Genomic DNA, 21,118 nt, shown 5'->3' with positions numbered 1-21,118 from the left:
TATTCTACTTATGTTTACTGGTATTATTGAAACTCTTGGAGTTATCAAAAAAATAACGCACGACCAAACCAATCTACACCTTTATATAGAAAGTGTTTTTACTTCACAATTGCGAATTGATCAAAGTGTGGCACACAATGGTGTGTGTTTAACGGTGGTTGAAATTGCTGGTGATGTGTATAAAGTTACTGCTATTAAAGAAACCGTTGATGTTACCACGATTGGCTTGTGGAAAGAAGGCGATTTGGTAAATTTGGAACGCGGAATGCCTATGAATGCACGCTTAGACGGTCATATTGTTCAAGGACATGTTGATGGCACCGCAGTGCTTACAAAAATAGAAGAAGTGGGTGGAAGTACCTATTTTAGTTTTGAATACAACGAACAATCAAAACATGTAACAATTGATAAAGGATCCATTACGATTGATGGAACCAGTTTAACAGTTGTGAATTCAGGAATTAATACGTTTAGCGTGGCGATTATTCCTTATACATTGGAACACACGCTTTTTAAAACCTATAAAATAGGAACCAAAGTAAATCTGGAATTTGATGTGATTGGAAAATATGTAACCAAGCTCATGCAGGTTGGTTTAAAGTAAAAAAAAAATCAGGTTTTTAGCCTGATTTTTTTCTTATTTATACGAAAACACATCGCTTAAAGCATCATTGCTTGTATAGGTGCAGTTTTGATCGATTAATTCGCCCGAACCAATATTAATCACCATACCATGTACTGCCAATGCTTGCCCATTTTTCCACGCATTTTGAACAATTGATGTTCGGCACAAATTGGTAACTTGTTCCTGCACGTTGAGTTCTACCAAACGATCAGTTTTTTGTTGCAAATCCGTGATGCTGTCTATTTCCGTTGCATTTAAACGATACACATCTTTAATATGTTGCAGCCAGTTGTCCATAATTCCGTATTGTGAACTGCTCAATGATGCAGCTACTCCACCACAACCATAGTGTCCGGCAACAATAATATGTTTTACTTTTAAAACGTTTACCGCATAATCTAATACCGAAAGCATGTTCATGTCTGAATGCACACACACGTTGGCAATGTTTCTGTGTACAAAAACTTCACCGGGTTTAGTACCTGTAATTTCGTTGGCAGGTACGCGGCTGTCTGCACAACCAATCCATAATATTTCAGGGTTTTGTCCTTTTGCTAATTGCTGAAAACGCCCTGATGTATCGTTCTTTACAAAATCTACCCACTCTTTATTTCCTTGAATGATTTTGCTAAAACTTGTATATAAATCGTTACACATAATAGTTATTTTTAAACTAAATTAAATATTTAAAAAAAAATCGGCAAATAGAATCTGCCGATTTTTGGTCTAAATTTATAAAACAATTTTGAGAAAATGCGAGTGCTATTTCTTAAAGAAAATCAACTACACCTGTTTCCACATCATAATTTGCACCTACTATTTTGATGATACCTTCTTGTTCCATTTTTCTTAATGTAGAACTTTGTTTACGGATGTTTTCAATAGTATTCAAGACATTGTGATGATTTAATCGTTCTAAAAGATCGGTGTTGTTTGAGGAACGTTCTTCGCCGTCTTTAATAATGTTTTTAATGATTGGGTCAAAATGCCCCACTAAATGATTCAGATTGTCCATGCCTAATCCCTCAATTGCAGCAGCATCTAAACCGCCTTTTAAAGCACCGCATTTAGTGTGTCCTAACACCACGACTAATTTAGAACCTGCTACTTTGCAACCAAACTCCATGGAGCCAAGAATGTCTTGGTTTACAAAGTTTCCGGCAATTCGAACGCTAAAAATATCTCCCAAGCCTTGGTCGAAAATCAATTCTGCTGATGTACGGCTGTCAATACAACTTAAAATTACAGCAAATGGCCATTGTCCGGCACGGGTGTCGTTTACTTGCGCCAGCAAATCGCGGTTTGCTTTTAAATTATTTACAAATCGCTGATTTCCTTCTTTTAAAATTTGTAATGCTTTCTCAGGAGTAATTGTTGCTTGTGTTTCTGAAGTATGTGCTTTCATAGTTCATATTTATATTAATTTTACATTGCTTTTTTGTGATTGATTACTACATGCGAGTCTTGGTCGGTTTCGTAATCGCGATAAGATGTTTTAAAACCAAGTAATTCTACTTGTATGTTTTCTTCTTTTGCGCGAACATTTGCAAAATCTTGAATCATTTCTAAAACATCGGTAGTGATATAGGATGTGTTGCGGGCATCAATAATTACTTTTGAATCGGAATGAATGTTTTTAAGGGTTTTTTTAATGGCCGCTTTGTTTAAAAACGAAACCTCTTCGGCTAATTGAATGGTGATTTCATCGGCATCATGCAGTTTTTCACGGCTTAGGTAGTACGCTCTTTTCATATTTCCTTGCAAAATATAAATAACCGAAATGGCTAAACCAATACCTACACCTTTTAATAAATCAGTGAAAACTACGGCTAAAACAGTAGCCACAAAAGGTATGAATTGATATTTACCATTGTGCCAGAAATGTTTGAAAGTTGCAGGTTTTGCCAATTTGTATCCCACTAAAATTAATACAGCAGCCAATGTTGCCAACGGTATTAAATTTAATAAAAAAGGAATGGATAGCACACAAGCTAATAACAATACGCCATGAATAATAGCCGATGCCTTAGATGTGGCACCTGCGTTGGCATTTGCAGAACTGCGCACTACAACCGATGTCATTGGTAAACCACCTATTAACGAACTCACTAAGTTGCCAATTCCTTGTGCTTTTAGCTCTAAATTGGTATCGGTGATGCGGCGTTTGGTATCTAATCGATCCGAAGCTTCAATGCACAATAAGGTTTCAATAGATGCCACAACAGCAATGGTTGCGCCAATAATCCAGACTTTTGGATTGGTAAAACCACTAAAATTGGGCAGTGTTATTAAATTCTTAAAATCTTCAACAGTTTGTGGAACCGGAAGGGGTACTAAATGTTCGGAGCTTATTGCCAAAAAACTATTTGTTGCCAAAAAGAATTGATTCAATAGAATACCTGCAATTACTGCCACCAATGCTCCGGGCAACATTTTAATGCGTTTTAATGCCGGTACACGCTCCCAAGTGAGCAAAATGCCAATAGAAACAAGGGTTACAATAACTGCTCCTGGGTGAATATCTTCAATTGATGACTTAAAGTATTGAACTAATTCCTTGAAATATTCCAAGTTTAATCCTCCGCTAAAAAGCTTTTGATTTCCCTCATAATCTGTATCAATTCCCAACGCATGCGGAATTTGTTTTAAAATAATAATGATGCCAATACCGGCAAGCATTCCTTCGATGACATTATTTGGAAAATAATTAGAGATGCTTCCTGCACGAATAAAACCCAAAACCAATTGTAAAATTCCGGCGATTAATCCTGCACAAAGAAACAGTTCAAAGGCTTTTATATCGCCTCCCAAATCCGTAATTGCTGTTAATATAATCGCAGTTAAACCCGCTGCAGGTCCGGATACGGAGATATTAGAATTACTTATTGATCCCACAACGATTCCGCCAATGATACCGGCAATAATTCCAGACAACGGCGGTGCGCCCGATGCCAATGCAATGCCCAAACAAAGAGGTAAGGCAACTAAAAAAACAACCAAACCAGGTGCAAAGTTCTGAGACAACTCTGCTTTAATACTTTTTTTCATAAAATCTATAATTAATTACATGTATAATTTTAGCATCTTGTTGCTATGCAAAATACTAAATGCGATCATTATAGTTGTGGTTCAGGGGGTGGTGAAGGAATTTTAAAAACTAATATGTTACGAAGCTGTTGGCCGTATAAAAATAAAGAGCTGTTAGGTGCTTTTTTTGAACCAAACAAAACCTTTGCATTGCAAAAAAAGTGGTATTTTATTTCTTTTTCCTCTTCTTCGTTAAGGTTGTTATTATTGTTTTTCGGTTTATTCTTAGAGTGTGTTTCTTCTTCTTCATTCACTAGCAAAGAATAAGTGTCCACATCGCTGTTTAAGGCATAAGAAATTGTGGGTGCAAATAAAAAGCACACAAACAATAATAATGTGGTAATATTGAAAAACTTAAACATATCTAGCAAATGTAGTTTAAAGTTTTCTAAATGAAAATAATTATAGGAATAAATGTTAAAAAATTTTGGTTAGAAATAAAAAAACATCCTTTCAAGGATGTTTTTTTGTTGGTCTACTAGGACTCGAACCTAGAACGACTGAACCAAAATCAGCTGTGTTACCATTACACCATAGACCAATGGTATTTTGTGTAAAGAAGTTTTATTTGTTGGCCTACTAGGACTCGAACCTAGAACGACTGAACCAAAATCAGCTGTGTTACCATTACACCATAGGCCAATAAAACTTGTGCAGTATAAAAAACCGTATTTGGTTAAATATTGCGAGTGCAAATGTAGTACAAAAAAAGAAAAGTGCAACAAAATCGTAGAAATTTTTTAAAAAAAATCTAAAAAAGCGCATCAATAAAAAAAAAACGTTTTCTTTGTAGTTCCTACTAAAAAAGTACAAAAAAAAGCTATTATGTTGACAATCAATTTTAAAAAATGGAATACTATCATCGGATGGGTTGCGTTTTTAATTGCACTTACAGTTTATACCATTACTTTAGAGCCCACTGTTAGTTTTTGGGACTCTGGCGAATACATTGCTACTTCTGCAAAATTAGAAGTGGGTCACCCGCCTGGTGCACCGCTTTTTCAAATGCTGGGGGCTTTGGCTTCAACGTTTGCCAGTTCTCCCGATAAAATTGCTGCGGCTGTAAATATGGTTTCGGCTCTTTCCAGTGCCTTTGCTGTGTTGTTCATGTTTTGGTCGGCAACCAATATTTTAATGAAAGTTGTTAAAATAGGTGCTGAAAAATTATCAAACAATACCGTAATCGCAGTTTTAGGCAGCTGTTTAATTGGTGCGTTAACCTTCACTTTTTCTGATACTTTTTGGTTCAGCGCGGTGGAAACCGAAGTGTATGCCATGGCAACTTTTATGTTGGCTTTATTACTGTGGCTGGGTTTGCGTTGGATAGATGCGATTGATCAGCCCCGTGGCAACAAATGGTTGTTGTTGATTTCATTAGTTATAGGAATGTCTTTCGGTGTGCATTTTATGGCATTATTGGCAATACCTTCCATTGGTTATTTGTATTTCTTTAAAAAATATCCAAAAGTTACCGTTAAAAATTTCATCATTGCAAATATTGTAGTAGTAGCTATTTTGCTGGTTGTTTTTGGATTTATACTTCCATATACCATGATTTTCTTCGGAAAGTCTGAAATCTTTTTTGTAAACTCAATTGGACTTCCGTTCAACGCAGGTTCTATCATAGCATTTGCAATCGTAGTTTCGTTATTTGTTATTGGATTAAAACTTACCCGCCAAAAGCAAAAGCAGTTTGCAAACACCTTGATACTAAGTGTGATGTTTATCTTTATTGGGTTTTCGTGTTGGTTAATGTTGCCCATTCGTGCAAATACACAAATTCCAATTAATGAAAACAAACCGTCGGATGCTGCCGAATTATTAGCTTATTACAATAGAGAGCAATACGGTTCGCGCTCGTTGTTTTACGATACCTATTTTACCATTAAATACGGAGCTGGCGATGCATTAGATCCCTCAAAACCTTACAAAGACGGTAAACCCAATTATGAACGCGATGAAGCATCGGGCAAATACATTATGGTTACCGATGGAAAAGGTTCAGAACCAAACTATTCCAACCGCTTTAAAGGATTTTTACCGCGTGTTTGGGAGCCCGATATGGCTGTGAACTACATGACTTATACAAAGCCGATTGACTTTAAATTGAAACCCGAGTTTGCTTCAGAACCTCAATTAATCGAAATGGCATCGCAGTTAAAAGCTCAAGTGCAATCTGGAAGAATGTCGTTGCGTGAATACGATGATATTTTGAAACAAATGGGCGAATATATCGAAGTTGAAAAGCCTAGTTTCTTTGATAATATGAGTTTTATGTTCAATTATCAGTTTGGATATATGTACACACGCTATTTAATGTGGAATTTTGCAGGACGACAAAATGATATTCAAGGTTATAATGAGCGAATGAATGGAAACTGGATTTCGGGGATTAAGTTTTTAGATGAAATTCGTTTAGGTTCGCAAGAAAATTTAACCAGCGATATGCTGAACAATAAAGGGCGAAATGTGTATTATATGTTGCCTTTTATTTTGGGCTTGGTTGGATTTATCTTTCACTACCGCAAAGATCCAAAAACGTTTTATGTGCTGTTAGCTTTGTTCTTATTTACAAGTTTTGCATTAAAAATATTCTTAAATGAACGCCCTTTTGAACCTCGCGAACGCGATTATGCGGTAGTGGGCTCATTTATGGTGTTTGCTATGTGGGTAGGTTACGGTGTGTATGCTATTTACGAATTTTTATCCATTAAAATAAATGCAAAAATTGCCTTACCGTTGGTTTTAGGTGTTACGCTTTTGGCATCGCCGGTATTAATGGCATCTGAAAATTGGGACGATCACGACCGTTCCGATAAATATACTGCATTAGCATTGGGTAGAGCTTATCTAGATTCGTTAGAACCAAATGCGATTATATTTACTATTGGCGATAACGATACTTTTCCGCTTTGGTACTTGCAAGAAGTAGAAGGTTACCGTACCGATGTACGCGTGGTTTGTACCACTTTGTTGCAAGCGGAATGGTATATTGACCAAATGAAAGTGAAAGCACATCAATCAGAACCTTTGAAAATTCGATTCAATCACAAGCAATATGCTGGTGAAAACATGTATTATGCTGCAGTTGCACCAACTGTTGATGAACGCTTTGATTTGAATACTATTTTGGAATTCATTGCATCAGACGATCCAAGAGGAAAAATGGAAACCGAGCGAGGAACATTCCTTACCCGTATTCCAACCAATAAATTCAGTTTGCCTGTTGACAAAGAAAAGGTTTTGAAAAATGGAACCATATCACAAAAATATGCTGATGAAATTGTAAATGAAATTCCTATTGACGTGAAAGCAAATGCTTTATATCGTATGCGCATTATTATGTACGATATCATTGCGAATAATAATTGGGAGCGCCCAGTTTATTTTACAGGAGGATCTATCACAGACGAAGATTTCTTGTGGATGAAAGATTATTTACAATTAAATGGTCTGGTATATAAATTGGTTCCAATGAAAGCAGAACGTACATACGATATGCATCCATTGTATATTGGTTCTATTGATACCGATAAAATGTATGAAACGGTAACCAACTGGTATTGGGGCAATTTTGGAAGCCCAGATATTTATCACGATCCGGAAACCCGCAAAAATTCAATGAATTTTAGAATCAACTTAGAGCGTTTGGCTACACAGTTGGTAAAAGAAGGTAAAAGGGAAAAAGCTAAGAAAATTGTGGATTTAGCAATGCAAAATTTCCCGATAGAATATTACTTGCCAAACGACCGAACAGCGAGCTATTTTGCTGTGGAGCCATTTGCAGATTTGTATTACGTGTTGGGCGAAAAGCAAAAAGCGGCAACACTTGCAACTAAATTGTTTACCAAAGCCGAAGAAAATTTGAATTTCTATAAAGGAATGAAATTAAACGAACAGCGCGAATTTGGAATGGACATTATTAATGCATTTGAAACCGCATACCGTATTATTGATAATTGCAAATTGCATAAAGATACCGCTACGGTTGAGGCACTCACCAAGCGCATTGCACCGTTTGAAAAACATTTCAACCGCTATTTAAATGCTTACAAACAGCAACAAGAAGCCGAAGCCGAGATGATGCAACAAGAGCAACAAATGTTAAGAGATTCTGCCACACAAACGGTAGATTCGGTAAAACAATAAATCATAAAAGACGGTAGAAATACCGTCTTTACTAATTAAAACAAGCAATGTTAGAAAATAAAGATCAAAACAAAACACCACTTGCAGAATTGGGTGAATTTGGCTTAATCAATCAGCTTACAAAGCATTTTTCCATTCAACAAGAATCAACCCTAACATCAATAGGCGATGATGCTGCCGTTTTAGATTTTAAATCGAAAAAAACAGTCGTTTCAACCGATTTATTAATAGAAGGCGTTCACTTTGATTTAAGTTATATGCCTTTGAAGCATTTAGGATATAAAGCAGTGGTTGTGAACCTATCCGATATTTGTGCGATGAACGCTGTGCCCACACAAATTACGGTTTCTATTGCAGTTTCCAACCGATTTCCGTTAGAAGCAATCGAAGAATTGTACGAGGGCATTCGTTTGGCATGCGATTTTTATAAAGTAGATTTAATTGGTGGTGATACCACATCAAGTACCACAGGTTTGTTGTTAAGTGTCACCGCTTTAGGAGCTGCAAACGAAGATGAAATCACGTATCGTTCAGGTGCCAAAGAAAACGATTTATTAGTGGTAACCGGTGATATTGGTTCGGCATATATGGGCTTGCAGGTGTTAGAACGTGAAAAACAAGTTTTTTTGGTAAATCCTCAAAATCAACCCAATTTAGAAGATTATTCTTACATTATCGAGCGACAGTTAAAACCCGAAGCCCGTACCGACATTAAAGAGCTTTTACAGAAATTAGATGTGAAGCCAACATCGATGATCGATGTTTCAGACGGTATTTCCTCTGAAATCATGCATATTTGTAAAGCATCGAATGTAGGCTGTAATTTATACGAAGACAAACTACCACTTGATCCACAGTTAATCAACGTTTGCGAAGAATTTAATTTAGACAGCACCACCATTGCCATAAACGGCGGCGAAGATTATGAATTATTGTTCACAGTGTCTATGAACGATTTTGAAAAAATTAAAGGAAATCCGCATTTATCAATCATCGGACACATGACTGCCGAAAAAGAAGGAATACATTTAATCACCCGCGAGAATTCTAAATTGGCACTAAAAGCCCGTGGTTGGAACGCATTAAACCAAGAAAAATAAAAACATGAAGATGAAAAATATTTTTACTTTTTTGTTGATACTGATATCAACTAGTTTATTAGGTCAGACTAAATATGAGTTGGGCTATTACATTGATCAATCTGGTAATAAGATTGAAGGCGAAATTTCTGAAATCAGAGCCGATAAATTTCCAACAGAATTTTTTATTAAAAAAGGAAATCAACAAACAAAAATTGAAACTAAGTTTGTAAACGAGATTAGTTATGGATCTGTTTATTATGTAAAAAAGCGATTTAAGTTTGATCCAAGTGTACGATATGAAATAGGAAATCTTGATTTTGATAAAAATTTAAACTTAGTCGAAACTGAAGATTTTTTACAACGCTTAGTAGATGGTCAATACACTTTATATAGATATATTAATAAAGGAGTTGCAAGCTATTTTTATCAGAGTGGTGATAACGAAATTACTACTTTAATATATAAAAAGTATCGTGGTAAAAATTATACTATAAATGAAAATAATGACTTTAAAGTGCAATTATTGCACAATGTAAAGAATAGCAAATACAACAAGTTAGATGATTATTTTACTTTAAGATACACTCAAGAAAATTTAGAAGACTATTTTAAAGAAGCCAATGGAATATCATTTAATAGGTTAAAGAAACAAAAGGTTCTATTTAATTTTTTTGTAGGCTATTCTATACATACTATGGATTTAAACTTTTTATCAAATATTGATCAAAAGGTTCATAATGGCTTCACAGTTATGCCAGAGTTAGAGTATATGTTTAACAGGTTTGCTGTAAACCCAACTAGTTTTTATGTCAACGCAAAATTACACACTTTCAAAAGTGAATTTGTTGAAGAATATGTAAGAGAGAACTGGTATCATACCGTTGATTATAAATCTTTATATGTTTCAATAGGTGCTAAGCAATATTTTATGTCGTCTGAAAATATTCAATTTTATGGTAAGTTTGGTGTTGGAATTAATAATCCCATTAAACATAAAATCAACTCCCCTGAAGAAGCTAGAAGGTTAAGGTTAATTGTTTTGGATAGATTTGCCGGTGGTGTTAATACAGGTTTGGGCGTAAAATTGTTCAATTCCATTTTGGTTGAGGTTGATTATGATTTTGTGTTTAATACTTTATATATAAATAAAAACACGGTATTGAACTTTAAAGTGGGCTACTCTTTCTAAAAAAAAACGCAAAGTTTACAAGTTGTAAACTTTGCGTTTTTTCTTCATTACCATCCTAAAAACTCCAATTTATAACAGAATAGTTTAGGTTTATGAAAGGGGTTATTTTATTTCCGGTTTTTCGCCAATAATACGCATTTCTTGCTGAGGGAACGGAATATTGATACCTGCTTTGTCTAGAGCAACTTTTATTTCTTGTTGCAAACTGTTGCGTGCAGCCCAATAATCGTCTTTGCTTGCCCATGCACGAATGGTTAAGTTTACGGAACTATCTGCTAATTCGCTCACAAACACATCGGGTGCGGGTTCTTTAATAACGCGTGGATCATTATTTAAAATATCTAAAATCACTCTTTGTGCGGTTTGGATATTGTCTTCGTAACTAATACCCACAAGATATTCAAAACGGCGATTGGTTATTTTACTAAAGTTGCGAATCACCGAGTTTGCTAACGCCCCGTTCGGGCTAAAAACTTTAATCCCTTGTGCTGTGGTTAAGGTAGTGTACAATAAATCTATTTTATCTACTGTGCCGTCTGTTCCAGCTGAATTTTCTATATAATCACCTACTTCAAATGGTCGGAATAATAAAATCAACACGCCGCCTGCAAAGTTTGATAACGATCCTTGCAACGCTAAACCTACTGCCAAAACCAAACCAGATAGTGCTCCTAAAATAGCAGTTGTTTGGAAACCTAAGTTAGCGGCAACCGATAAAAACAATAAAGCATATAAAATAAATTTGATGATCGATAGTAAAAAACCTCTTAATGAAACATCCACATTGCGCTTTTCAAATCTGTTTTTTACAATTTTTAAAACGGTTCTAATTATGAATAGACCTACAATAAGAAAAAGTATTGCTTTTACAACTTCGGGAATTGCATCTATAAGCATTGCAATAAATTTTTCCATATAAACCGAAGCATCGTTTACAACAGACGTTATTCCATCTTTCATAGTTTCAGGTTTTAAATCGTTTACTAATTGTTTTTCTTCTGCTGCCAAAGACAAAGAATCTTTAGTGGCTTGAATAATGGTGTCTTTTTTCATTTCATTTTTTTTATTTACAAAAATAAAAAAAGAGATGCGGAAAACATCTCTTTCTTTCGATTTAACTTTTATTTAGATAGCCAATTTCTTAGCAATGGCTTTTGGTAATGCGCTTTTATGCACCATGATATCGGTGGCTTTGTATTTCATAAACTCTTTGGTCATATACAAATAGCCTTTATAGTCGTTTGATAACCCCCAAGAGTTTTTAACAATATAATACTCTTTCCCGTTTTGATCTTTTGCAATACCTACAATGTGCATACCGTGATCATCAGTGGTTTCATAATTGTCAAATGCTTTTTGGCGGTCTGCATCGGTTACTTTTTTCTCTGGCTTTGGTCCGTTGAACATATCTGCTTTTTGTTCTGCAGTCATTTGAGCATAATCAATTTCAGGAATATAGGCTACACCATTTTTCCAACTGAATCCTTTTTCAGAAACATCACCACCCCAAGCAACTGTATATCCGTTTTTCAAAGCATGGTCAACAATTTCTACCAATTCATCTTGTTTCACGTTCCAAACTTGGTCAAACGCCCAATTGTCTGGTACTAATAAAGTGAATTTTGTGTACCAAGGATATTCCTGAAAAGAAGAAATTTCTACATAATCATCTGGGTTGATTCCTACTACTTGATCGGCAAAGGTTTTTGGCGTATATTTCTTTCCTTCATACATAAACTCTTTCGGAGCTTCCCCTAAATAGCTGTCAATAACTGCTGTGTACGCTTTTAACCAGTTTTCTGACAATTTATCGTTTTTAACAACCGATGCCAAAACCGATTCAGTCATTTTGCTCATTTCAGAGAAATTGTTGCGTGTTTGTCCTTCTTGCAATCCAGTGTATGCCGAACGAGGAACAGTTCCGTATTTTTTGTACATATTCATTACATCGTGAAAAGCACCGCCTTCGCCCAAGGTAACTGCACCGTGCATTTTTACATACATTTTGCCTTTTTCGATATATGCATTACGAGCTGTGAAGATTTGAGCCAATTCTACGGGTTTTTTACCCATACGAATCATTTCCGATTCTATGAACGAATTTCCTGAATAGCTCCAGCAAGTACCAGACGAACCTTGATCTTTAACCGAAGTGTTTTCTAAATTAATTACATCGGTAAACGTAAAATGAGCTTTACTGTTGGCACTTTGGTTTGCCTTTACCTTATTCATTAAATCGTCTTGTGCCGATACATTTGAAGTTGCAGCTAAAGCAATTAATACCGCCGCAAAAAATGGTTTTAATTTTAAACGAAACATATTGTTATTTTGAATATTTTAATAGTAAGTACGAATTTATGGAATTTGTTACAGATATTGATTGATAATTTTGATTTATAGTAACCAACTTTGTCAAAGTTCCAAACTTTGACAAAGTCTTTTTGTCTTACGATTAATAATTAATAAGTCTTATTAATGTAGAAAAACATTATGAATTTAACGAAAGTAATTATGAATTTTGTAGTTTTTTTAGAGAAAAGATTGCTATTGATAGGTTTTGATTAAATTATAATAGTTTTAGAAAAGTATATGATTAAACGATAAATAATTTTATTATTTTTTAAATTGTAGTACAAGTTTTACAATAACTGAGTAGATTGTTTTACAAGATATTTTGTTTTATAGTTTTAGGTTTACGTTGTAATACTTTTAAAATCTTAAATTAAATAAAAATAAAAAAAATTATTGTATTATGCGCTGTTGCATTTATGTTTTCATGTTCAAATGAAAATGAAGTTAGTTCACAAGAGAATATTGAGAAGTCAACTCCTGCTAGACCAGCCCCAATTATTGAAAATGAAATTGACGAGGTTTTTTCAGAATATTTCAATTCTCAAGAATATTTTGTTGCTCAAGAAGCAATAGTATTATTTAATTCTAAGGTTAGTAATTCTTATGCCATTAAGAATAGCAAAAGCAAGGTTGAATTATTTGATTGGATTAATAATAATATTTCATTAACGCAGTTCGCAAATATTCAGGAAGCTAATGATTTGTGGAACAACAAAGAAAGGTTGCAAAATTTAAAGTTTGAAAGATTTTCTAGCTTTTTGCAAACTATAAAAGTTTCAGATGTGGAATTATTGTTGGTAGCTTTTGATAAATGGGAACCATTATTTAAACAAACTCTTGATGAACCCTGTTCAGATAAAGCTGATGATTGTAGAGATGCAGCTAGAGCTACTTTAATAGCAAGCGTAAAAGGATTGTCAGATGATGCTGATCAAGATGAAAAAAATGCTATTGAAGATAAGTATGTTCAAGATCAAATGAATTGTAAAAAGGAATATGATGCATGTATTAACCGAAAATAAAATAATAATGAAAAAAATTTTTAGTATTTTAGCTATATCAATAGCGTTAATATCATGTTCAAATGAAGATGGTATAATCCAAGGTGAGGAGGTTATAAGTGTTTCTAATATGACAGCTAGACCATCTGTTTACACAGAAGTATATGCTGATTCTATATTTGCTGAATATGTAAATTCATCAGTATTTTTAGTTTTAAAGACTGAAAGAAAAAGTTTCTTTTCAAAAATTAAAAGAATTGAAGATTTGGAATATTTAGAGACAATTGAGAATGATGATCAATTTCTTTCATGGATTACAAGTAATATTGCTTACACAGATTTTTCAAGTATAGCAGAAGCGATTAATCAGAGAGTTTATATAGGTGAATTAAAACGAACAGAAGTTCAAAATTCTCCCTTAATTTATGATTTTATAGTGAACGCACCTAAAGATTTAGTTTTGATTAAATTAGAAAAATGGTTAGGGGATAATCATACTCCAACCTCTATGGTTAGCTGTGAAGATCAGTTGAATTCATGTGAATCAAGTGTTTGGGGGCAATATATAAAAGATGTAAACAATGCTTATGGTATGATAGGAAATGATTTACATTATGATTTAAATATGGCAGATGAACGTTTTGAAAGGGGGATTTTGAGATGTGCAAATTACTATATAGATTGTGTAGATAGAAATGGATAATAAACACTTAATTATTATGAGAAAATTTTTTTTAATAATATTTATTGGCTTTTTAAGTACCAATATTTATGCCCAAGACATTAATGAAAAGATTGCAAATGATTCTACTTACATAAAGTTTAGGGAAGATGCAATAAAGTTTTATGGCTCTAAAGAATATAAAGAAGAATTAGAATTGTCTAAAACATTTCGTGAGAAAATGGGTGAAACTATAGGAGAAACCTATACAAGAGATTTTGAAGAATGGATTGAACAAAATTTATCAAGAACAAACTTTTCAACTAAGGAAGCAGCTATTAGCTTGTATAATCAACGCAAAGAAATTGGAGCAAGGAACTATGCCGAAAAATATAGAATTGCAGGCGAATTTAATCGGTTGGCTAACGAATATGGCTATGAAGAATTTTTAGAATTACATAACAAAGATTTAAACGAAACTTTGTTCCCTATGCGTTCTACTAAAAAATAGTAATAAAAAAATCCTTCAGGTTTAAACCTGAAGGATTGTTATAGTAACCAACTTTGTCAAAGTTTCAAACTTTGACAAAGTTTTTATTTAACTTACAACCTACAACCTACAACCTACAAAGTTTCTTTTAACCATTTAAAAAACTCCGTTTGCCAAACTAGTGCATTTTGCGGTTTCAGTACCCAATGGTTTTCATCGGGTAAATAAACAAATCGGCTTTTAATACCTTGCAACTGTGCTGCTGCAAACGCTTCCTGCCCTTGTCCAATCGGCACGCGGTAATCTTTACCACCGTGGAAAATCAAGATAGGCGTGTTCCATTTTGCTACATTGTTTTTTGGGTTAAATTGCGAATATGTTTTTTGAGCTACTGCATTGTCTTTTTCCCAATATGCACCACCCGCATCCCAATTTGTAAAGAACACTTCTTCGGTTGTGCCATACATTGACTCTAGATTGAACACACCGCAATGCGCAATAAATGTTTTAAAACGGTTTTCGTGTATGCCTGCTAAATAATAAACCGAATAGCCGCCGTAACTTGCGCCAACCGCTCCTAGACGGTTGCTATCAACATATTTTTCTTTAGAAAGAGCATCGATTGCAGAAAGGTAATCGTCCATGGCTTGTCCGCCCCAATCTTTTGAAATGGCTTCGTTCCATTCCACACCAAAACCGGGTAAACCGCGACGGTTGGGTGCCACAATCACATATCCTTCTGCTGCCATTAACTGAAAATTCCAACGGAACGAATAAAAAGGCGATACCATAGACTGTGGTCCACCTTGGCAATATAATAAAGTCGGATATTTTTTGTTCGGATCAAAATTTGGTGGAAGAATCACCCAAACCAACATTTTTTTACCGTCGGTTGTTGTTACATAGCGTTTATCAATCTTGCTTTTTGCAATTTTACTGTACGTTGCATCGTTCACATGCGTTATTTGATTCCAAGTTGCTTTCTTTAAATCAAATGAATACAATTCGGCTGCCGAGTTAAAATCGGTGCGGGTTACCACTATTTTATCATTCGCAAAACCTACAATGCTTGCAACATCAAACACCCCATTGGTTAATTGTTTTACAGTAACTGCAATTCTGGTTAATCCTGGAAAGTTTACTTCAAACAACTGATTTGTTCCATCAACTGGTGCAATAAAATAGACTTTTTTACCATCGTTGCTCCAAACATAACTGTTCACAGTGCCATCCCAACCGCTGGTTAAGTTGATATCAATGCCTTTATGGCGTACAATAATATCGTTTTTATCGGCTTCATAACCATCGTTTTTCATTTGCAGCCAGGTTAAATCGCCATTAGGAGAAAAAGTGGGGTGCGTATCGTAACCTAAATTCTTTTCGGTTAAATTAACGGTCTGTTTGGTGTCTAAATAATACTCGTACAAATCGGTATTGGTGCTTGTAGCATAGGCGGTTCCGGCTTTCTTTTTGGATACATAGATCACCGATTTTCCGCTTGGATGCCAAATGTAATCTTCTTCGCCACCAAAAGGCGCTTGCGGACTGTAATAAGGTTCATCTTGCAACAAATCGATTTTTTCGTTGGTTTCCAAGTTTGTAACAATAACGTGGTTGAAAGATCCATCGTTGTTTTTGTCCCAATGGCGGTAATCCAAACCGTCGTACACATACACATTCGCTTCTTTTAATTCCGGATAGCGGTCTTTTCCTAAAACCTTGTTTACCTTTACTTCTTCGGTAGATAATTGAAATTTACCATCGGGTGAAAGATTTCTGTCTTTTATCAAACCATCCGCACTTTCAAGCAGTTTTGCATTTTTTCCATCGATTGAAATTTGATAGATTTTATATTCCATTGTGTTTTTATCCACATTGGGAATTCCCACCTTATAAATTAAAAAATCGCCTTTTTCTGTGATGCCAATTGGGTTTACTCTGCCTAATTGCCATAATAATTCTTTAGTGAGAACTTGTTCTTGTGCATTCATATTCAAAGCAATAACCGATAATGTTGCTACTAAAATTCGTTTCATGTAAACATTTGTTTTTAATTGTCGCTAAATTTACGAAATTCTAAATGATAAAAATTCCTTAAAGTTTTGTTTTTATGTGAATGCTATCCCTAAAAACTAAAAAATATTGAGTAATTTCACGCTCGAAAAAATACTACGTAATTCATTCATAATGGAAGATTTTAACTGGGGCGATTTAATCAATCCTGAATTCTACATAAATTTAGAAATAGCGGGCCACAAAATTGGCTTGTACGTTGTTTTGTTTATTGTTTTTGCAGAAACGGGCTTGCTTGCAGGTTTCTTTTTGCCGGGAGATAGTTTGCTTTTTTTATCGGGAATTTACAGCAAAGCTTTGTTAAGCGAAGTAGTGGTTATTGAGAGTGATTTTTTAAATGTTTTAGGAGTGGCTTCGTTAGTTGCTTTGGCAGGAATCATTGGTAATTTGTTTGGCTATTGGTTTGGCTCTAAAAGTGGCAATTATTTGTATCAGAAAGAAGATGGATTTTTGTTTAAAAAGAAGTATTTGTTAGAATCGAAAGCTTTTTTTGAAAAACACGGAGGTCGTGCCATTATTTTTGCCCGATTTTTACCCGTTGTTCGCACCTTTACACCTATTATTGCGGGTGTGGCAAATATGGAATTTAAAAAGTTCTTGTTCTACAATATCATTAGTTCGATTGCATGGGCATTTTCACTGATTTTTGCCGGACATTACTTGTATCGCTTCCTATTAGACAGCTATGGGTTTGATCTAACACATTATATAGAATACATCATTCTTATTATCATTATAATAACGACTGTTCCGTTTGTTGTAAAACTGATCAACAATAAAAAAGCAAAAAATAAAAAATAGGGAGTATATTTACATCCCTTTTTTTGTGTATTATGATTAAGAAAATTTTAAGATTCATAGGCAAAGTACTTTTATATTTTTTCGGTATTAGTATAGGTTTAGTGGTGCTTTTTAAATTTGTTCCTGTGCCATTTACACCGTTGATGTTTATCCGCACTTTTGAGCAAATGGGCGGCGATAAAGATTTGGTTTGGAAGCACGATTGGATTGCGATCGATGAAATGGGAATTCCTATACAAAAAGCCGTAATTGCGAGCGAAGACGGTAAGTTTACCACCCACAATGGCTTTGATGTAAAAGCGATTGAAAAAGCATATAAAAATAATCAAAAAGGAAAAAAAATTAAGGGTGGAAGCACCATAAGCCAGCAAACCGCCAAAAATGTTTTTCTTTGGCCGGGAAGAAGTTACTTGCGAAAAGGTTTAGAAGCCTATTTTACGGTTTTAATCGAAATTGTTTGGGGAAAAGAACGCATTATGGAAGTGTATTTGAACTCTATTGAAATGGGCAATGGCATTTACGGAATCGAAGCAGCTTCGCAACATTGGTTTAATAAATCGGCAAAAAATCTTACCAAAGCCGAAGCCGCCGCTATTGCAGCAATTCTTCCCAACCCAAGAGTTTACAAAGCAAAAAACAGTTCGCGATATATCGAGCGTAGAAAAAACGCCATTAAAAGGCAGATGAATTTCTATAATAACCCTAATTACAATGGCGACTAAAAGTGCTTAGAAAGCGGTTGATATTTTGATGTATTTATTTTTTTGTAACTTTACATAAATTCAAAATATCAAAAAATATGAAAAAGAGCATTTTATTAACAGCTGTTGTAGCCGGATTGGTAGCATTTGCATCATGTAAAAAAGAAACCACCACTACAACCGAAACCACAATTGATTCGTTAAATACCGAAACTACTGTGACTACGGAAGATACAACAATGGTGGTAGATCCAGAGGTTCAAGCAGAGCTTGACGAAGCAAAAATGAAGTATGAAAAAGCCGAAGCAGACGTACAAGCTGCTATTGAAAAAGGCGACAAAAAAGCCGAGGCTGCTGCAATAAAAGTGCGCGACGAAGCTAAAAATTCTTGGCAAAACCTAAAAGAAGGAGTAAACCAAGCTGCAAACGACATGAAAGACGGTATAAACAATGCCGCTAACAAAGTTGAAGAAGGTGCCGACAAAGTAGGCCAAAAAGCAAAAGAAGTAGGTAAAGATGTAGAAGAAGGTTACAACAAAACCTTAGAAAAAATGAAAACAAACTAAATCATTGGTTTAGATATAAAATCCTGTATCGTAAAAAGATACAGGATTTTTTTGTTTTTTTTACTTTAATTTCCTTTAAACTCGGCTTTGCGTTTTTCTAAAAAAGCAGTAGTTCCTTCTTTAAAATCGGCTGTTCCAAAACAGTAACCAAAACGATCAATTTCGGTGTTAAATCCATTTACGCCATCTTTAAAGTTTGCATTCACTGCCTTAATTGCTTGTGCGATTGCCGTTGGTGAGTTTTTAGCAATTTTAAAGGCTAATTCTTGGGCTTTATCCATTAATTCAGGTTGTGCCACCATGTGGTTTATCAATCCAAAAGACAATGCTGTGGGCGCATCAATCATTTGTGCAGTCATAATCAATTCGTTGGCTCTGCCTTTACCAATAAGCTGTGGTAAGCGTTGGGTGCCACCATATCCTGGAATCACACCTAGTGTCACTTCGGGTAAGCCCATTTTAGCATTGTCTGATGCAATACGAATATGTGCAGCCATTGCCAGCTCTAATCCGCCTCCTAAAGCAAATCCGTTCACGGCAGCAATCACAGGAGTTTCAAGATTTTCCACTAAATTGAACAATAATTCTTGCCCTTTTCGTGCCAATTCTGATCCTTCGGATGTGTTAAAACTTGCAAATTCAGAAATATCTGCTCCTGCAACAAATGCTTTTTCACCCGAACCGGTAATAATGATTGCGCGCACCTCTTTATCGCTTTCAAATTCTTTAAATGCTTGGTGCAGTTCTTCGATAGTTGCTTTGTTTAAAGCGTTTAATTTTGTGGGACGATTTATGGTAATGGTCGCCACAGCGTTGTTTTTCTCTGTTAAAATGTTTTCAAATAGCATTATGGTATCATTTTTAATTAGTAATGGGTAATTGCACATAAAACGTGGTGCCTTTATCAATCATGGTTTCAAAGTGAATAGTACCACCGTAAGCTTCGATCATGTTTTTAATCATTGCTAAGCCAAGCCCCATGCCGCTTGTTTTGGTGGTGAATTTTGGTTCAAAAATTTTATCTTTTATATCGTTTGCAATTCCGGTTCCGTTGTCAGAAATGCTTATTAAAACCGCATCGTTTTTGCGCGCAACTTTCACCAAAATGCGAGGAAACGGTTCGTATGATGGAATGGCTTGAATGGCATTTTTAACTAAGTTATTAATAATGCGAATAATTTGCGATTGATCAAAAACCGCTATGATTTCATCTTCGGTAGATTGAAATTTAATAAAATCTTCGTTAAAAATATCCAAAGCCAATTGCACCACTTTCACCACATTTATTTGGGTGTTTTGCTGGGCCGGCATCGATGCAAAATTAGAAAATGCGGATGCTACTGCACTCATTGTATCAATTTGCTGAACCATGGTATCGCAAAAATCTTTTATTTTTTCGTTTACTTTTTCGTCATCGGGATTAAATTTTCGTTGAAAACTTTGCACCGATAATTTCATAGGTGTCAATGGATTTTTAATTTCGTGAGCTACTTGTTTTGCCATTTCTCTCCACGCCATTTCGCGTTGACTTTGTGCCAATTTTTCAGCCGATTCTTCCAATTTGTCCACCATTTCATTGTAGGAATTGATTAAGGTTTCAATTTCGTAGGAAGTGTTTTGTACTTTAATCTTTTCATTTTTTCGATTGATGTTGGTTTTTTGGATGCGTTCGCTGATTAATTGAATGGATTTGGTGATGTAATTCGATAGAATGTAGGCAAGAAATATCGCCAAAATAATAACAAAAATATAAATTTGACCAAACAGAATTAAAAAGCTGTTTAGTTGTTTTTCATAATACGAAGTTTCTTCGGCAACCGGCATGCTGATAATTCCCAAAGGTTTAAAACGACGGTCTTTTATATAATTATATGCAGAACGATAGGTGATTCCATCAATAATTCGCAAATCGGTAAAGCGTTTGGTGCTGGTGGTTTCAATAATTTTTAAAACAGTCGGCGAAATTTTTTCATTATTCACTTTATCAACCACAAAATTTCCTTTCGATGTCATTAAAAGCTTTCCTTTTAAATCATAAATATTAATTTGTATGTTATGAATGGTAGAAAGTTCAAATATTTTATCCTTAAAAATTAAAGGTAAATTTTCGGTACAAACGGGTAGAGGAGTGGTTTGTAGAATAAAGTTCACATGTTCGTTTACGGCGTCTTCTTTTCGCAGCAATCGATCTTGATGATAGTTACGCGCTTCTTTTTTAAATTGATAAATAGTAACCATTGCAATCAAAACAGACGAGATGATGGTAAGAAAAATCATGGCTATGAAAATTCTTACCTGCAACGACGTTCTTTTTATACTGAATGGATGCGCCATGAAACAA

General features: G+C 34.8%; 19 protein-coding genes and 2 tRNA genes. 10 read left to right on the top strand and 11 right to left on the bottom strand.

Annotated features, from left to right (window positions below):
- Positions 1-10: 10 nt before the first annotated feature.
- Positions 11-604 carry a riboflavin synthase gene (locus MG290_RS07290; protein WP_264563153.1) on the top strand — a complete coding sequence of 198 codons (594 nt, stop codon included), beginning with the start codon at positions 11-13 and terminating at the stop codon, positions 602-604.
- A gap of 33 nt (positions 605-637) precedes the next feature.
- Here MG290_RS07290 and MG290_RS07285 read toward each other — a convergent pair whose 3' ends face one another.
- The 6 genes from MG290_RS07285 to MG290_RS07260 form a co-directional block, all read right to left on the bottom strand.
- On the bottom strand, positions 638-1,282 hold the full coding sequence (locus MG290_RS07285) for a carbonic anhydrase (RefSeq protein WP_264563152.1): 645 nt from the start codon (positions 1,280-1,282) through the stop codon (positions 638-640).
- Between the two features lie 112 nt (positions 1,283-1,394).
- The gene (locus tag MG290_RS07280; RefSeq protein WP_264563151.1) at positions 1,395-2,030 is read right to left on the bottom strand and encodes a carbonic anhydrase family protein; all 636 of its coding nucleotides are present in this window, start codon (positions 2,028-2,030) and stop codon (positions 1,395-1,397) included.
- Positions 2,031-2,050: 20 nt separating this feature from the next.
- The gene (locus MG290_RS07275; protein ID WP_264563150.1) at positions 2,051-3,673 is read right to left on the bottom strand and encodes a SulP family inorganic anion transporter; all 1,623 of its coding nucleotides are present in this window, start codon (positions 3,671-3,673) and stop codon (positions 2,051-2,053) included.
- Positions 3,674-3,741: 68 nt separating this feature from the next.
- The gene (locus MG290_RS07270; protein WP_264563149.1) at positions 3,742-3,966 is read right to left on the bottom strand and encodes a hypothetical protein; all 225 of its coding nucleotides are present in this window, start codon (positions 3,964-3,966) and stop codon (positions 3,742-3,744) included.
- Positions 3,967-4,182: 216 nt separating this feature from the next.
- A tRNA-Gln gene (locus MG290_RS07265) sits at positions 4,183-4,253 on the bottom strand.
- 30 nt (positions 4,254-4,283) lie between these two features.
- Positions 4,284-4,354, bottom strand: a tRNA-Gln gene (locus tag MG290_RS07260).
- A gap of 183 nt (positions 4,355-4,537) precedes the next feature.
- Between MG290_RS07260 and MG290_RS07255 the strand changes: the two genes are divergently transcribed.
- From MG290_RS07255 to MG290_RS07245, 3 genes are read left to right on the top strand one after another with little or no spacing between them, the layout of a single operon-like run.
- Positions 4,538-7,861: a DUF2723 domain-containing protein gene (locus MG290_RS07255; protein ID WP_264563148.1), complete on the top strand. Its 3,324-nt coding sequence runs from the start codon at positions 4,538-4,540 to the stop codon at positions 7,859-7,861.
- Positions 7,862-7,908: 47 nt separating this feature from the next.
- On the top strand, positions 7,909-8,961 hold the full coding sequence (gene thiL / locus MG290_RS07250; RefSeq protein ID WP_264563147.1) for a thiamine-phosphate kinase: 1,053 nt from the start codon (positions 7,909-7,911) through the stop codon (positions 8,959-8,961).
- A gap of 10 nt (positions 8,962-8,971) precedes the next feature.
- Complete coding sequence (locus tag MG290_RS07245; RefSeq protein ID WP_264563146.1) at positions 8,972-10,132, top strand: hypothetical protein; 1,161 nt, start codon at positions 8,972-8,974, stop codon at positions 10,130-10,132.
- Between the two features lie 102 nt (positions 10,133-10,234).
- Here the strand turns inward: MG290_RS07245 and MG290_RS07240 are convergent, their stop codons facing one another.
- Positions 10,235-11,185 (bottom strand): mechanosensitive ion channel family protein, encoded by a 951-nt coding sequence (locus tag MG290_RS07240; protein ID WP_264563145.1) that lies wholly within the window; start codon positions 11,183-11,185, stop codon positions 10,235-10,237.
- Between the two features lie 72 nt (positions 11,186-11,257).
- Positions 11,258-12,451 carry an aminopeptidase C gene (locus tag MG290_RS07235; RefSeq protein ID WP_264563144.1) on the bottom strand — a complete coding sequence of 398 codons (1,194 nt, stop codon included), beginning with the start codon at positions 12,449-12,451 and terminating at the stop codon, positions 11,258-11,260.
- A 449-nt stretch (positions 12,452-12,900) separates the two neighbouring features.
- Between MG290_RS07235 and MG290_RS07230 the strand changes: the two genes are divergently transcribed.
- From MG290_RS07230 to MG290_RS07220, 3 genes are read left to right on the top strand one after another with little or no spacing between them, the layout of a single operon-like run.
- Entirely contained in the window at positions 12,901-13,506 is a 606-nt protein-coding gene (locus MG290_RS07230; RefSeq protein ID WP_264563143.1) for a hypothetical protein, read from the top strand.
- Between the two features lie 7 nt (positions 13,507-13,513).
- Positions 13,514-14,188, top strand: coding sequence for a hypothetical protein (locus MG290_RS07225; protein WP_264563142.1), 675 nt, complete (start codon positions 13,514-13,516; stop codon positions 14,186-14,188).
- Positions 14,189-14,204: 16 nt separating this feature from the next.
- A complete protein-coding gene (locus tag MG290_RS07220; RefSeq protein WP_264563141.1) occupies positions 14,205-14,657 on the top strand; it encodes a hypothetical protein in 453 nt (150 codons plus the stop codon).
- Between the two features lie 113 nt (positions 14,658-14,770).
- Here MG290_RS07220 and MG290_RS07215 read toward each other — a convergent pair whose 3' ends face one another.
- Positions 14,771-16,672 (bottom strand): S9 family peptidase, encoded by a 1,902-nt coding sequence (locus MG290_RS07215; RefSeq protein ID WP_264563140.1) that lies wholly within the window; start codon positions 16,670-16,672, stop codon positions 14,771-14,773.
- Positions 16,673-16,823: 151 nt separating this feature from the next.
- Here MG290_RS07215 and MG290_RS07210 point away from each other — a divergent pair, with 151 nt between their 5' ends.
- The 3 genes from MG290_RS07210 to MG290_RS07200 all read left to right on the top strand — a co-directional run bounded on the left by MG290_RS07210 (position 16,824) and on the right by MG290_RS07200 (position 18,777).
- Positions 16,824-17,510, top strand: a complete 687-nt coding sequence (locus tag MG290_RS07210; protein ID WP_264563139.1) for a DedA family protein — start codon at positions 16,824-16,826, stop codon at positions 17,508-17,510.
- Positions 17,511-17,542: 32 nt separating this feature from the next.
- A complete protein-coding gene (gene mtgA / locus MG290_RS07205; RefSeq protein ID WP_264563138.1) occupies positions 17,543-18,232 on the top strand; it encodes a monofunctional biosynthetic peptidoglycan transglycosylase in 690 nt (229 codons plus the stop codon).
- A 77-nt stretch (positions 18,233-18,309) separates the two neighbouring features.
- Complete coding sequence (locus MG290_RS07200) at positions 18,310-18,777, top strand: hypothetical protein (protein WP_264563137.1); 468 nt, start codon at positions 18,310-18,312, stop codon at positions 18,775-18,777.
- 65 nt (positions 18,778-18,842) lie between these two features.
- Here the strand turns inward: MG290_RS07200 and MG290_RS07195 are convergent, their stop codons facing one another.
- Together MG290_RS07195 and MG290_RS07190 are read right to left on the bottom strand one after the other, a co-directional pair.
- Positions 18,843-19,625 (bottom strand): enoyl-CoA hydratase/isomerase family protein, encoded by a 783-nt coding sequence (locus tag MG290_RS07195; protein WP_264563136.1) that lies wholly within the window; start codon positions 19,623-19,625, stop codon positions 18,843-18,845.
- A 13-nt stretch (positions 19,626-19,638) separates the two neighbouring features.
- Positions 19,639-21,111, bottom strand: a complete 1,473-nt coding sequence (locus tag MG290_RS07190) for a sensor histidine kinase (protein ID WP_264563135.1) — start codon at positions 21,109-21,111, stop codon at positions 19,639-19,641.
- Positions 21,112-21,118: the final 7 nt, after the last annotated feature.

Origin of the sequence: Flavobacterium sp. CBA20B-1, assembly GCF_028473145.1 — a bacterium.
In the GTDB taxonomy this organism is placed as follows: Bacteria; Bacteroidota; Bacteroidia; order Flavobacteriales; family Flavobacteriaceae; genus Flavobacterium.
The sequence above is the reverse complement of the archived record's forward strand: the minus strand, read 5'-3'. Positions and strand labels throughout refer to the sequence as shown.